Below are 14,289 nucleotides of genomic sequence, written 5' to 3'. Positions count from 1 at the left end.
TCTCCTGCGTCCCGGGGCCCGGGTCATGGTCGATCAGTAGCTGAAGCGCGCACCGAACAGGAAGGTGCGGCCGTAGTGGTTGTTCTCGTAGTTGCGGTTGGCCGCAAGGTCGGTGAAGCGATAGCGGTAATTGTCCGTCAGGTTCGTCCCTTCGAGCGAAAGCTCAAGGTAGTCGGTGAACTTGTAGCGGAGCGAGGCATCGACGTTGAGCGAGCTACCGTAACCCTCAAACACGTTGTTGTTGCCGCTGGTGCTGTCGTTGTAACCGCTGCGGTAGGCGATAGAGCCGCGTACCGAGAACTTGCCATCGTCGTAATAGGCTGTGCCGTTCCATGAACGCTTGGCGAGGCCGAGCAGGGGTTGGACGTAATCACCCGCAGCCTGGGCGGTCAGTCTGTTGGTGACCGGATCGTAGGCGAGGGCGCCTGCGACCGTATAGTCGACGTCGCTTTTCACCAGCGTCAAGTTAGCAAGGACGCCGAAGTTGCGCGCAAAGCCGTCGGTGAAGGCTGAGAAAGGCAGCTGCAGCGAGAGTTCGATGCCCTTGAGGTTCGCGCCCGGGCCATTGCCCGTAGTGCGGAACTCGAACTCGCGGTTCGGGTCCTGACCCAGCACGATGGCGTTGTAGGCGGGCGTGCCTTCGGTCAGCAGCGAGGTCGGCAGGCCGCTGTCGGCCCAGGTGCCCTGCAGCGAGGTCGAGATCGGGAAGCTGACGATGTCCTTGGCAAAGACCGCGACCGAGGCGAGGGCGCCGGGCGCGAAGTACCATTCCACGGCGGCGTCGTAAGTCGTCGCGCGGTAGGGATCGATGAAGGGATTGCCCGAGGAGACGCGGAAGTTGAACTGGTCGACCGAGCCGCCCGGAGTCAGGCTGCCGAGCGTCGGGCGGGTGATGACCTTGGCGATCGCGCCGCGCACGATGACGTTGTCGGTCGGGAAGAAGTTGACGTTGAATGAGGGCAGGAAGTCGTCGTAGTCGCGCTTCACGGTGACGTAGGTACCGTCGGTGAAGCCCGAGGACGACTGCTTTGTCTTGGCGTAACGCACGCCGGCGTTGCCGTTCATGCGCATGCCGAAGATCTCGGTCTCGAACTGGGCCATGAACCAGCCGCCCATCGTCTTCTCGGTGACGTCGCGCTGCTCGCCCTGCTGGAGCACGGCTTCACGCGAGTAGAGGTCGACGAAGTCGGTGCCCGCGCCGAGGTTCGGCACGATCCAGGCATTGGTGTTGCCGGAAGGCTGCCCGGCATCGCCCAGTTCGAAGATGTCGGAAAGGTCGGCGGTAACGGGCGCGCCGTATGTCCCTGGGGCGCAGGTGAAGGCCGAGCAGTAGTTCGCGTCGCGCCGGTAGCCTTCGGTGGCGAAGTCGAACTGGCGGTAGAAGCCGCCCACCATCATCGTGAAGTCGTCCGAGACTTCCCAGTCGAGGTCGCCCGAGAAGGTCTTGAACTTGTTGGTGAGGTAGGAGGGACGATCGCGGAATTCGGCGAACTGGAACGCGGTCGGGTCGGTGATCTCGTCGCCGAAGGTGAGCAGCGGCGACTTCATGTCGGTGTAGTCGTAGCTGTAACCGGTCGCATCGCGATTGTCGTAGGCGAGCGTGGTCTCGACCGGGATGTCGGCCTGCGACTTCGAGGTCCCGGCGAGCAGGTTGACCTTGAGCGTTTCGCCCAGGCGCTGCTCGAGCTTGGCCGAGATCTGGTAGAACTCGGTCTGGCTTTCGCGGTGGTAGCGCTCGGTGCGCACGTAGACGTTGTCGAGATCGGCCGAAATCAGATTGTTGTCGCCATCGATCACGTAATTAGAGACGTCGATGGTACGCTCGTTGCTGCGCAGGAGCACCTCGCCCCAGTACTCGTCACGGTTCTCCTTGAAGCGCGAGTAGAGCCCATCGATCGAGAGCTTGGTGTCTTCGGTCGGCTCCCACTGGATCGAACCGGTAGCGCCGAGGCGCTCGCGGTCGTGATTGACAAGGCCGTAGCGTGGGATACGCGGATGAAAGGCTTCCGCTACTTCAATGCAGGCGGCCGAGGGGGTGGTGACGAAGTTCGACCCGCTCATGCAGGTCTCGCCATTGACCGAGGCGAACGGTGCCTGTGCCCAGCGGACCGAGTTATTGCCCAGCTCCTTGGTCGTGTAGTCCGACCAGGCGACCGAGGCCGAAACGCCGAACGTGTGGTCCTCGTTGACCCAGGCCACGAGCCCGGCAAGCCTGGGATCGACGTCCTTGGTGAGGTCGTTGTAGCGTCCCTGCGCCGAGGCGACGGCGGTGATGCCTGTTTTGCCGCGGAGGGGGGCGCCCGTGTTGAGATCGACTACCGCGCCGAGGGAGCCTTCGTCGAGAGCTGCCTCGGCAGTCTTGTGTACGACGATCGAGCTGAATAGCTCGGAGGCGAAGACGTTGAAGTCGAACGCGCGATCGCGGTTGGCAGACGCGCCATCGGTCGAGGTCGCGATCGTCTCCATGCCGTTGAGACGCACGCGGGTGAATTGCGCGCCCAGGCCGCGCACGGTGATCGCGCGGCCTTCACCGGCGTCGCGCTGGATCGAAATCCCCGGAATGCGCTGTAGAGATTCCGCCAGGTTCTGGTCGGGGAACTTGGCAATGTCTTCCGCGACGATTGCATCGACTGCACCGATCGAATCGCGCTTCACGCTGATCGCGGCGTCGAGCGATTGACGATAACCGGTGACGATGATCGCCTCGGCATCGAGCGTCGCGGTCGGATCGGTGGTGCTCTCCTGCGCCTGCGCGACTTGCGGAAGTGCGATTGCACTGGTCGCCATCAGGGCGCACTTGACTGGTGAAATCCTCATTACATGCTTGCGCATGGCCTCATCCCCTCACTTGGCTCATTGGCCTTGTGCTACCGGTGTCAAAGGAAGGCGACCAGCGCCTGCCCCTGTCAGCTCATCATCTCCCTGCGCCTTGCGGCGCGTCCTCCTTGGCGGAGCCTTTCCGCCGACCGGCTTTCCGTTCTGGGCTCTTGCCCTCTTTGGTAACCGGTGTCATTGTTATGGTCACAGGCTACCCGTCCTGTCAAGAAGCAGAGCATAATGGGAGATAGGAATTGAATTTTCGCAAGCTTGCAGGCCGTCTCGCGCTGATCGCCGGCACCGGATTCGTTCTTGGCGGCCATGCCTTTGCAGCCGCCGGGGACCCGACCCATGGCGGCGAGGGCGGGCGAGTCGTTCGCGTCACCACGCTCGCGAAGGAGGGCCCCGGTTCGCTCGCCGCGGCGCTCGCCACCAAGGGCAAGCGCGTAATCGTGTTCGAGGTCGGCGGGGTGATCGATCTCGAGCGCTCGGTCATCGAAATGACTGAACCTTATGCGACGATCGCGGGGCAGACGGCGCCTTCGCCCGGCATCACCATCGTGCGCGGGGGCATCGATCTTAAGAGCCACGACGTGATCCTCAGCCACTTGCGGATCATGACCGGGGTTGACGGCCAGCCCAAGCTCTCGGGCTGGGAGGCGGATGCGTTTTCCACCGTCGCAGCGTACAACGTAGTGGTCGAGCACTGCAGTTTCTTCTGGGCGGTCGACGAGAACATGTCCGCCTCCGGCCCGCGCTTCACCGGCAACAGCGTCGAGGAATGGCGCAACGGAACGAGTCACGACATCGTCTTTCGCGAAAATCTCGCCGCTGAGGGGCTGGCAGAGGCCAGCCACCCCAAGGGCGAGCATTCCAAGGGCACGTTGGTCCACGACAACGCCACCAACATCACCTTCTACCGCAACTTGTGGGCACACAACATGGAGCGCTCACCGCTGGTCAAGGGCGGCGCACAGGTGTTGATGATCAACAACATGATCTACGATCCCGGCCACCGAGCGGTGCACTACAATCTGATGAACCTCGAGTGGGCGGGCCACGACTACGTGACCGGCGAGATCACGGCGGTGGGCAATCTCATGCGTGCGGGTAACTCGACCGCGCCGGGGTTGCCGTTCCTCACGCTCGGCGGCGATGGCGACCTTGCCTTCTACGGCAAGGACAATAAGGCGGTCGACCGTTGGGGCAATCCCGAGGCGATGTTCGGGCGCTACGGCGTCACCAATGCAAAGCTGATTGAGAAAGATCGGCCGATGGCAAGCCTCGATGGCTACGACATCCTGCCTGCGGACCGGCTCGAAACGAGCCTGCTCTCGACCGTCGGCGCACGCCCCTGGGACCGCGCACCCGACGATATCCGCGTGCTGTTTTTCGTCGCCGAAGGACGCGGCGAAATCCTCGACGACGAGAAAGTTGTCGGCGGCTATCCGCATCCGGGCGAGACGCGTGCGCCCTTCGTCGAGAAGGACTGGGACATGAAGACAATGACGCCCGTCTCAGGCGTCTATCCTGGACAGAAGACAGGAGCGCAGGAAAAGCTGACCGCGCGCGACAAGGCGATGCGCCAATGAGCGCGGACGCCATCGCCGCCGCGCTGCTGATGGCCGCCGCCCCGGCAATGGTGGTGATCGACGAGGCCGATACTGTGCGCGAGGAACCTCCTCCGCACGGGGCCATCGGCATGAGCACGGCCTACCGTATCTCCGATGCCGCGCCCGCGCCGCGCACGATGGAGTTTCGTCGCCGTATCCTCCACAAGGATGCGGCAATCGGCGACCATCCCATCTCTCACGACGAGGTCTACTATGTTCTGTCCGGCGAGGGCGAGGTCCGCTCGGACGGGAAGACGGCGCGCCTTCGCGTAGGCATGACCGCCTATCTCTACACCGGCGCGGTGGTCGGGATCCGCCAACTCGGCGAGGCGCCGCTATCGCTGATTATTGCCTACCCCAATCCGCCGACACCCCCGGCGCCGTGATGCCAGGGACCTGACGCGGGGCAGTCAGCTTCCGGGCTGGACATAGGGGGCGGTTGCCCAGAGCTCGCGCTGCCAGCGGCGCGGATCGTTCTCGAGCCTTGTCGTCTCGTCGAAGATCATGGTCGCGCGCTCGGGCAGGGCATAGGCCGTCCAGTCGGCCAGCCCGGGCCTGCCGGTCTTCGCAAGGCCGGTGAAGGCGCGCATCATCGCAGAGCTCAGCGCGCGGGCCGCGGGGCCGGTCCCGGAATAGCTGCCGGGGGCATTGAGTGTGCCGAAGACATAGGGAATGTCGTCGGTATGCGCTGCGCCTCTCAAAGGATCGACTGGGGAGGGGCGATCGAGTTGGTAGACCCAGGTCGCCCCGGCATCGGCCTTGGCGCGCTCGTCGGCCTCGATGACCTGACCCGGCCAGGAGCGGCCTGCCGTTGTCGCGGCATAGTAGATCTGTTCGGGAGACCAACCGGGGTAGTGGGCGCGGTACTGGGCAGCGACCCAGACCGGGTCGAGATCGATCTTGATCTCGCGGCCCAATCGCTCGCCAAGGTTCTCCCATTCGAGCCCCTCTAGTCGGGGCCCGCGCGGATCGAGGAAGGCACGCGTCTCCTCGCGGGTATTGCCCAGGATCATGGGAATGGCGCGTGATTGCGGCGCGGCATCGGGCCAGAAGGGATGGCGCGGCAAGTTGGTCATGTCGAGCACCGGGCCGAAGTAGACAGGGCCGCTACTCATCACCGGGTCTCTCGCATCGAGACCCTCGACCAGCCTCTCGACCGGCATGGTGCGCAGGGCATCGACCTCGCTGGGCGCGAGGCCAAGCTTGGCCATGAAGGCCTGCGTGCGCGCCCATGCATGGGCCGGGCCGCTCGCTTGTACCTGCTGGCCGCTCATCGTAGCGGCGCTGTGGAACAGGCCCTTCGCCGCAGGCATCGCCATCAGGGTCGCGATCTTGGCGCCTCCGCCTGACTGGCCGAAGACCATGACCCGCGCAGGGTCGCCGCCGAAATGCCCGATGTTTTCGCGCACCCATTGCAGTGCCAGCACCAGATCGAGTTGGCCCAGATTGCCGCTGTCTGCATAGCGCGCGCCGAAGGGTTTGAGCCAGGCATAGCCCAGCGCATTGAGGCGGTGGTTGACGGTAACAACGACGACGTCGCCCTGCGCGGCCAGCTTGCCCCCATGCGTCAATGGATCGGTGACCGAGCCGGTGGTATAGGCTCCGCCGTGGAAATAGACCATGACCGCACGGCGTGCGCGCGCGTCCACCTCGGGTGTCCAGACGTTGAGGAAGAGGCAGTCTTCGCTCTGGGGGTGATCGGAAAGGGTGCGCTGCGGGCAGAGCGGAGCGAAGCTCTCGGCGCGCAGCAGCGGGCCTCGCGCCGGTTCGGGGACAGCGCGGGCAAAGCGCGCGGCGCGCGCGTAGCGGATACCCTTGAAGGCAAGCACGCCCTCTTCGCCGACACCTTGATAGCGTGCCGCGCGAGGAGCCTTGCTTGCGCGCGCCGATGACGGAGACGGCAGGAGGCTCGCGGCGGCAATCGCGCCGCCCGAGGCAAGCAGGCGGCGGCGTGACAGGTCAGCGCCTGACGTCGCCTCCACTGGCGGAAAAGGCATCGAGTTCTCCCGGTCCGACGAGGCACATGTCTCCGGGCTGCGAGTGCTTGAGCACGGTATAGGCCAGCCCGGCCTGCGCCATTTTGATGACGTTGGCGTCCTCGGTCCCGCCTTCGAGCCAGCGGTGCAGTACGCCCGCGGCAAAGGCATCGCCGGTGCCGATGCGATCGACGATGCCGGTCACGTCGACCTCGCCGGTCTGGTGCGCAGTGCTGCGCGTGTCGATGCGTGCGGCGATGCGGTGGTGGTCCGAGTTGACGACATGGCGCGCGGTCGAGGCAATCATCTCGAGCTTCGGAAAGGCCGCGAACATGGCCTCGGCGGCCTCGCGGCGACGGTCGGCACCATCTCCCGAAAATGCCCGGCCGAGCAGCAGCGAGATATCGCGGTGATTGCCGATCATCACCGTGGCGGCGGCGAAGAGTTCGCTGAGGATCGCGCGCGGGTCGCTGTCCCAGGCATCCCAGAGCATCGCCCGGTAATTGCCGTCGAAACAGATCGGCACGCCTGCCTCCTGTGCCGCGTCAACCGCCGCGCGGGCGAGGTCGACACCGCCCGGGCCAAGCGCCGGGGTGATGCCCGAGAGATGCAGCAGGCGAGCGCCCGCAAGCGCTCCCGCCAGATCGAAGTCGCGTGCCGATGAGGACGCAAAGGCGCTTCCCGCGCGATCATAGGTGATCGTCGATGGGCGTAGGCCCGCGCCCGTCTCGAGAAAGTAGAGCCCCATGCGTCCGGTGCCCCGCGTAACGCCCGAGACATCGACACCGGCACCGCCGAGTGCGGCGCGGGCTTTGTCACCCAGTGGGCCTTCAGGCACGCGGCCGACCATCCTGACCTCATGGCCAAGCGAGGCAAGGCCCGCAGCCACGTTTGCCTCGGCGCCACCCACGACCATCTCAAGCGCATCGCACTGAACGGTTAGGCGCCCAGGCGGTGTCGCGAGGCGCAGCAGGAGCTCGCCGAAACAGGTTACGTGTCCGCTCATGAGGTGCTCAGCGGGCAAGCCACCCCCCGTCGACAGCGAGTATATGCCCCTGGACGTAGTCGGCTGCCCTGCTGGCAAGGAAGACCGCGGCTCCGCCGATGTCGGCGGGATCGCCCCAGCGCGCCTCGGGAATGCGCTCGAGGATCTGGCGGTTGCGTGTCTCGTCACCCTGCAGGGCGGCGGTGTTGTTGGTCGCGATGTAGCCAGGCGCGATGGCGTTGACGTTGATCCCGCGCGGCGCCCATTCGTTGGCGAGCAGCTTGGTGAGACCGCCGACTCCGCTCTTGCTCGCGGTATAGCTGGGCACGCGGATGCCGCCCTGGAAGGTGAGCATCGAGGCGATGTTGATGATCTTGCCGCGCGGGCCCGACTGGCTCGACCAACCGACCATGTGACGGGCCGCAGCCTGACTGAGGAAGAACAGGGTCTTGAGATTGGTGTCCATCACCGCATCCCAGTCCTCCTCGCTGAAGTCGAGCGCATCGGCGCGGCGGATGATCCCGGCATTGTTGACGAGGATGTCGAGCCGCCCGAGCTTGCCGACGATCGCATCGACCACCTCGGAGACGGGCTCGATCGAGGACAGGTCGGCGCGGACGAGCTCACAGCGGCGGCCCAGCGCGCGTACCATCTCGGCGGTCTCGGTGGCTTCGCTGCGGCCCACCGCGGCGATGTCCGCCCCGGCCTCGGCAAGTGCGAGCGCTATGCCCTGGCCAATGCCGGTATTGGCACCGGTGACCACGCTACGCGGCCCGACAGATCGAAAACGTTGTTGCTCATTGGGCGTGCCTCTCCGTCCCCAGTTTCATTCTTGTTGCGCAGCCTGTCCCGGCCACGGGCATGGGGCTGCGGTTCGATCCGTGCGCCTGCCCGTGGCTAATGGCTCCTGATCCTTACGGGGCTAGGATCAGGCGGGCGCGTCAGCGTTCAGGCTCTTGAGATAGTCGCTGATCGCATCGTCCTTCGAGGCGGGATAGAAGTATTCGGCGAAGTGCTCGCCCGAGATCGCGGTGCGCAGCAGGTCCTGGTCGACGTTCTTGAGCACGCTCACCATGTCGTGGCAGGTCGCCGCCTTGAGATCGGCGAGGATGCCGCGGTTCTTCTTCATCACCGCCGCGCGCTCCTTGGGATAGCCAAGGCCGCTCTCGCCCTCGAACAGCTTGTTAAAGCAGTCCTGCAGGTTGAGTTCGGCTGCCCAGCCAAAGCCCTTGGCATAGGGAAGGGCAACGGCATTGCCGTCGTTGATCTGGGCGAAGAGAAAGGCGTCGGTGGGATCGATGATCAGGCCACAGAATACGCCGGGCATCGCGTTGCACGCGAGCATGGAGCCGGTGCCCGTGCCGCAGCCGGTCACGACGAAGTCCGCGGCGCCCGAATTGAGCAGGATGCCCGCGAGCAGGCCATTCATCGGGTAGGTGAGGTGCGCCGCGTCCTCGGGCGTGTACATGCCGTAGTTCACGACCTCGTGGCCGAGCGGTTCGGCGACTGAGGTCAGCGCCTCGTGGACAATGCCGTTCTTGGCGGCCTGGCTGTTCTCGATGATAAGGGCAATCTTCATGGCATCCTCACTCTGATTTCGTGGTCTTCTGAAAGCCGCGCCGCTGCGCTGATCGCAGCTTATGGAAACCGGTGTCATGGGCACTGTAGTCGCAAGTGGCGGTGTATTTCAACCCATCGTTGACGGGGCGGTGCGGTTCAGGCGGAAGGGGCGTCCGCCGAGGAGCGCCGGATCAGGTCGGAAAGGAAGATCGAGGGCTGCGAGGCGGCGTCGAGCGGGTCGATCAGCTTGTACGCGGCGGCGCGCGCCATGGCCTTGATCGGCCATTGCACGGTGGTGAGCGGCGGCCAGATATGGGCTGCGGTCGCGGTGTTGTCGAAGCCGATGATCGAGATCTGCCCGGGGACCTTGAGCCCCTTGTCGAGCGCGCGATGGAGAAATCCGGCGGCCATCTCGTCGTTGCTGCTGAAGATGGCGGTGGGCGGCGTATCGACCGCAAGCAGCCGGTCGCCAGCGGCAAGGCCCGATTCGAAGCGGTAGGTGCCGCGCGCCATGAGCGCCGGGTCGATCGGCAGCCCCGCACGGGCCATCCCGTCGGCGAAGCCCAGTTCGCGCTCGCGTGCCGAGCGGAAGCCTTGCGGACCGGCGATGAACCCGATCCTGCGGTGACCAAGCTCGGAGAGCCAGAATACCGCATCTGCGACCGCTTGCCGGTCATTGGAAGCGACCAAATGCTCGCTCTTGTCGAGCGCGGCCGAGCCCATGCGCACGACGGTGCAGCCCAGCTTGCGGCACATGTCCGCGAGCTCGTCGTTCTCGGAGATCGGAGGCAGGAGCATGACGCCGAAGAGGCGCTGCTGCTCGATGAAATGGCGGATGTCGTCGAGCAGTTGGGGCGAGTGGCGATCGACCGGGCGCACGACGAGGGCAAATTCGGTGTTGCGGATCGTTTCGAGGATACCCTCCTGCACGCCCAGGACCATCTGCGCATTGGGGTTGTCGTGGATCAGTCCAATCAGGAAGTTACGGCGAAGTGCCAGTGCGCGTGCCTGCGGATTGGGTACGTAGCCGATCTCGGCGATGACTGCCTCGACCTTCGAGCGGGTGGCCTCGTTGAGCAGCGGCGACTTGTTGATCACGCGGCTGACGGTCTTCTTGGAAACGCCGGCCAGACGGGCGACATCGTTGATCGTGGGTTTCGCGCCCTTAGCCATGTACCCGTGCCTGTCCGTTATTGCATTCGTTCTCATCAGCCCTTGCCTTAGGCTTTGAGCAAAGGCAATATGACACCGGTTACCAAATGTAAAACTCCATCTTGCCGGGTTAAAGATGACTGCAGAAATCCCCCCTACGCTCAAGGTGCATCCCACCGACAACATCGGCGTGGCCCTGTCTCCGCTCGAGGCAGGCGTCTCGGCCGAGGGCGTTCACTTGCTAGAGCCTGTCCATCAGGGGCACAAGTTCGCCCTCCAGGACATTGCCGAGGGCAGCCTCGTCGTGAAATATGGTCAGCCGATAGGCCGTGCGCGCAAGGCCATCGCGGCAGGCGCGCATGTGCACACCCACAATGTCGCGACCGCGCTCGTCGGCGAGCTGGCCTATCGCCCCACCGATTCCGCGTCGGCTGTATCCACCGCGCGGATCGCGGACGAGCAGCCGAAGTGGCGGGGGTACTTGCGTGACGATGGACGCGCCGCGACGCGCAACGAGATCTGGATCTTGCCCAGCGTCGGCTGCGTCGCGCTCACCGCCGAGCAGATCGCGCGAGAGGCTTCGCTACGCCATGGCGACTTGATCGCCGCCGGGCGGATCGACGGCATCCACGCCTTCGGCCATCCTCATGGCTGTTCGCAACTCGGAGACGATCTCGGGGGCACCCGGGCGGTGCTCGCAGGGCTGGCTTGCAACCCCAATGCGGCGGGCGTGCTGCTGCTCGGGCTCGGCTGCGAATCGAACCAGCTCGACGCGCTCGCACAGGAGGTGCCCGAAGCTGCGCGTTCGAAGCTGCGCATTCTCTCCAGCCAGAGCGCGGGCGACGAGATCGCGGCGGCCGGGGCGCTCATCGACGAACTCGTGGCCGAGGCGAGCAAGGCGCTCCGCGAGGAGCTGCCGCTTTCGGCGCTGTGCGTCGGATTAAAGTGCGGCGGCTCCGATGGCTTTTCGGGCCTGACGGCAAACCCCTTGCTCGGGCGCTTCTGCGATACGCTGACCGGGGCTGGCGGGCGTGCGATCCTGACCGAAATTCCCGAGATCTTCGGCGCCGAGGAGCCGCTGCTCGAGCGCGCCGTCTCGCGCGATGTATTCGATCGGGCGGCGGCGCTGGTCAACGGGTTCAAGCGCTACTACCTCGACCAGGGGCTGCCGGTTTCGGAGAACCCTTCGCCCGGCAACATCGCGGGCGGCATCACCACGCTTGAGGAGAAGTCGCTGGGCGCGGTCCAGAAGGCTGGCCGCGCGCCGCTCTGCGATGTTCTGGCCTATGGTGAGCAAGCGGTCGCGGCGGGATTGAGCCTGCTCGAATCGCCCGGCAACGATGCCGTATCGTCGACCGCGCTGGCAGCTTCGGGCGCTACTCTCGTACTTTTCACCACCGGCAGGGGTACGCCGCTCGGCTTCGCGGTGCCGTGCCTCAAGGTGGCTTCGAACGAGGCATTGGCGCAGGCCAAGCCACACTGGATCGACTTCGACGCCTCGCTTGCCCTGCGCGAGGGACGCGAGAGCGCCGACGGCGCCTTCCTCGCCCGAATCCTGGCCTTTGCAAGCGGCGATCGCACCGCAGCCGAGCGGGGAGGGCAGCGCGCCATTGCCATTTGGAAGCGCGGCGTAACTCTTTGAAGAAGCTCGGGCGGTGCAATTGCATTTGCTTATGACACCGGTTTCCTATAGCACTTTCGCTCAAGGATAGAATTCGTGGGGTTGAGGAAAATGTCCAAGCAAGAAGCGCGCAATGTCGCGCAGGCCTTCGTCACAGCACGCAAGGTGGCCAAGGGGCTCGATGCCTATCCTGGCACCCGCCCCGAGGACATGGATTCGGGTTATGCCATCCAGGACATCGCACTTGTCCTCGATGGGCGAGAGGTCGCTGGCTGGAAGGTCGGAAAGATCAATCCGCCCGACGACGCAAGGCTCGGCACCAATCGTCTCGCCGGTCCGATCTTCGCTGATACGGTACATCCCGTCGGTGCCGACGAGGAACGGGCAATGCCGGTCTTCACCGAGGGTTTCGGCGCCGCTGAAGCCGAGTTTCTGCTCCACGTCGCGCCCGGTTGGGACGGCGTCGTGCCGGTCGACAATGCGGCCGTTCCAGCGCTGCTCGACCGGGTCCATCTCGGCATCGAGATCGCGAGTTCGCCTTATCCGGGGATCAATGCCGACGGGCCGCCGGTGACGGTCTCCGACTTTGGCAACAACCACGGCCTCCTGATCGGGCCAGCGCTGGCGGACTGGCAGGAAGTGGACTTCGATACCATCGAGGTACGGCTCGAGATCAATGGCGAGACCGTGGGCACCAATACTACTGCCAACATGCTCGACGGACCGCTGGGCGCTGTACGCTTCCTGCTCGGGAACCTCAGTGAACGCGGCATCGACTGCAGCACGGGGGCCTGGATCTCGACTGGTGCGGTAACCGGTGTCCATCCGGTTGCGCCGGGTGATCGGGTGTTGGCCGAGTTCGCCGGGTGCGGGTCGTTGAAATGCAGGATCGTCGCTGCCTGACGGGCGCGGAGGCACGGATCTAGACGGCAGGCCAATGGGCCGCCGTAAAGGGAGCAGGAATGATGCAGGAAGGTACCGGGACGATGACTTCGGCCGAAACCGCGGCGCCAGTCCAGGGCAAGGTCGGACGCTATCGCTGGCTGATCGTGACGCTGTTGTTCGCGGCGACAGCAGTGAACTACGTCGATCGCCAGATGATCGGCGTCCTCAAGCCTACGCTTGAGGCGGAATTCAACTGGAGCGAATCCGATTTCGCCGGGATCATCTTCTGGTTCCAACTCGCCTATGCCATCGGCTATCTCTCGTTCGGCAAGGTCGTCGACGCGCTGGGCGCGCGGCTCGGCTATACCATCGCCATCGTGATCTGGACGATCAGCCACGTCGCGCACGGCTTTGCCAGCGGTGTGACCTCGTTCGCGGCGGCGCGCTTCGGTCTTGGCATCGGCGAATCCGGCAACTTCCCGGCAGGTATCCGCGCGGTCACCGACTGGTTCCCGCAGAAGGAGCGCGCCTTTGCCATCGGCCTATTCAACGCTGGCGCGAACGTGGGTGCGATCTTAACACCCCTCATCGTGCCGCTGCTGGTTCTATGGTTCGACTGGCGGATGGCCTTTTTCGTGACAGGTCTATTCGGGGTCGCTTGGCTGGCCGCTTGGTGGGCAATCTATCGCCATCCTAGTGAGCACGCGCGACTCACAAGGGAGGAACTTGCGTGGATCCAACAAGATCCGGCCGATCCGATAGAGAAGATCGGATGGTCGCGCCTGCTCATCGTACGGGAGACATGGGCCTATGCCCTCGGCAAGTTCCTGATCGACCCGATCTGGTGGTTCTTCCTGTTTTGGCTACCTGGCTATTTGTTCGAGCGCTATGATCTCGATCTCAAGACCTTCGGCCTGCCGCTCGCGGCGATCTATCTGATCTCCGACTTCGGCTCGATTGCGGGCGGATGGATGTCGTCCAAGCTGATCAAAGCGGGCCGCACTCCCAACTTCGCGCGGAAGTTGACCATGTTTGTCTGCGCTGTCTGCGTACTTCCCATTTGGTTCGCGCAATCAATCGACAATGTCTGGAGTGCAGTTCTTGTGATCGGACTCGCTACGGCGGCCCACCAGGCTTTCTCCGCTAACCTTTATACATTGCCTTCAGACATGTTCCCTCGGGGAGCTGTGGGATCGGTCGTGGGTATCGGAGGAACCGTTGGAGCACTCGGTGGAATGGGGATGGCACTCTTTGCAGGTTATATCCTCGATGCGACAGGGAATTATGAAGTTCTCTTTGCTATTTGCGCCAGTGCTTATTTGCTTGCTTTGCTCGCGATCCATCTGCTCAGCCCGAGATTGGATGCAGCTAGGCTTTGACGTGCCTCCGAGCTTTCCTCCAGCGGGGGTTAAAATCGGGCGACTTTGTTGCGCATAGGGGCTTTGTTGCGCAAATGCCCGAGGGATTCCGTTTGTGAATTCAGGTGGTTAAAGGGCGGCGATGAGCAAACCGCCCAGGGCCCACTACCGCACGACAAACTGGAAGTCCTATAACGCAGCGCTGGCGCAGAGAGGTTCGCTTCAGGTCTGGTTTGATCCGGGAATGCAGTGGTTGTCCGCGCCGACCGGCAAGCGGGGGCGGCAGCCTATGTTTTCGGATGCCGCGAGACTTTGTTGCATC

11 protein-coding genes and 1 pseudogene are annotated in these 14,289 nt (G+C 64.3%); 6 read left to right on the top strand and 6 right to left on the bottom strand.

Annotation, left to right across the window (positions count from 1 at the left end):
• Positions 1–33: 33 nt before the first annotated feature.
• Positions 34–2,787, bottom strand: coding sequence for a TonB-dependent receptor (locus MBENS4_RS05590; protein ID WP_242404793.1), 2,754 nt, complete (start codon positions 2,785–2,787; stop codon positions 34–36).
• A gap of 317 nt (positions 2,788–3,104) precedes the next feature.
• Here MBENS4_RS05590 and MBENS4_RS05585 point away from each other — a divergent pair, with 317 nt between their 5' ends.
• A complete protein-coding gene (locus MBENS4_RS05585) occupies positions 3,105–4,409 on the top strand; it encodes a pectate lyase family protein (protein ID WP_242404922.1) in 1,305 nt (434 codons plus the stop codon).
• A complete protein-coding gene (locus MBENS4_RS05580) occupies positions 4,406–4,816 on the top strand; it encodes a cupin domain-containing protein (protein WP_039389330.1) in 411 nt (136 codons plus the stop codon). The genes MBENS4_RS05585 and MBENS4_RS05580 overlap by 4 nt, the downstream gene beginning before the upstream one ends.
• A gap of 24 nt (positions 4,817–4,840) precedes the next feature.
• On the opposite strand, the gene MBENS4_RS05575 is transcribed toward MBENS4_RS05580, so the two are convergent.
• The 5 genes and pseudogenes from MBENS4_RS05575 to MBENS4_RS05555 all read right to left on the bottom strand — a co-directional run bounded on the left by MBENS4_RS05575 (position 4,841) and on the right by MBENS4_RS05555 (position 10,124).
• Positions 4,841–6,427, bottom strand: a complete 1,587-nt coding sequence (locus MBENS4_RS05575) for a carboxylesterase/lipase family protein (RefSeq protein ID WP_052322020.1) — start codon at positions 6,425–6,427, stop codon at positions 4,841–4,843.
• Entirely contained in the window at positions 6,390–7,412 is a 1,023-nt protein-coding gene (locus tag MBENS4_RS05570; RefSeq protein ID WP_039389328.1) for a sugar kinase, read from the bottom strand. The genes MBENS4_RS05575 and MBENS4_RS05570 overlap by 38 nt, the downstream gene beginning before the upstream one ends.
• A gap of 7 nt (positions 7,413–7,419) precedes the next feature.
• A pseudogene (kduD, locus tag MBENS4_RS05565) lies at positions 7,420–8,192 on the bottom strand (2-dehydro-3-deoxy-D-gluconate 5-dehydrogenase KduD).
• 127 nt (positions 8,193–8,319) lie between these two features.
• A complete protein-coding gene (locus MBENS4_RS05560) occupies positions 8,320–8,970 on the bottom strand; it encodes an RpiB/LacA/LacB family sugar-phosphate isomerase (RefSeq protein ID WP_039389325.1) in 651 nt (216 codons plus the stop codon).
• A gap of 137 nt (positions 8,971–9,107) precedes the next feature.
• Positions 9,108–10,124, bottom strand: a complete 1,017-nt coding sequence (locus MBENS4_RS05555; RefSeq protein WP_039389323.1) for a LacI family DNA-binding transcriptional regulator — start codon at positions 10,122–10,124, stop codon at positions 9,108–9,110.
• Positions 10,125–10,239: 115 nt separating this feature from the next.
• On the opposite strand from MBENS4_RS05555, the gene MBENS4_RS05550 reads away from it, so the two are divergent.
• The 4 genes from MBENS4_RS05550 to MBENS4_RS25265 form a co-directional block, all read left to right on the top strand.
• Positions 10,240–11,745 carry a UxaA family hydrolase gene (locus MBENS4_RS05550; protein ID WP_039389321.1) on the top strand — a complete coding sequence of 502 codons (1,506 nt, stop codon included), beginning with the start codon at positions 10,240–10,242 and terminating at the stop codon, positions 11,743–11,745.
• A gap of 90 nt (positions 11,746–11,835) precedes the next feature.
• A complete protein-coding gene (locus tag MBENS4_RS05545; protein ID WP_039389320.1) occupies positions 11,836–12,627 on the top strand; it encodes a 2-keto-4-pentenoate hydratase in 792 nt (263 codons plus the stop codon).
• 62 nt (positions 12,628–12,689) lie between these two features.
• A complete protein-coding gene (locus MBENS4_RS05540) occupies positions 12,690–13,988 on the top strand; it encodes an MFS transporter (RefSeq protein WP_052322327.1) in 1,299 nt (432 codons plus the stop codon).
• A gap of 121 nt (positions 13,989–14,109) precedes the next feature.
• Positions 14,110–14,289 (top strand): transposase (locus MBENS4_RS25265; RefSeq protein ID WP_199904396.1); only part of this gene is annotated, 180 nt, incomplete at its 3' end.

The sequence above is a fragment of the Novosphingobium sp. MBES04 genome (assembly GCF_000813185.1).
Taxonomy (GTDB): domain Bacteria; phylum Pseudomonadota; class Alphaproteobacteria; order Sphingomonadales; family Sphingomonadaceae; genus Novosphingobium; species Novosphingobium decolorationis.
The sequence above is the reverse complement of the archived record's forward strand: the minus strand, read 5'-3'. Positions and strand labels throughout refer to the sequence as shown.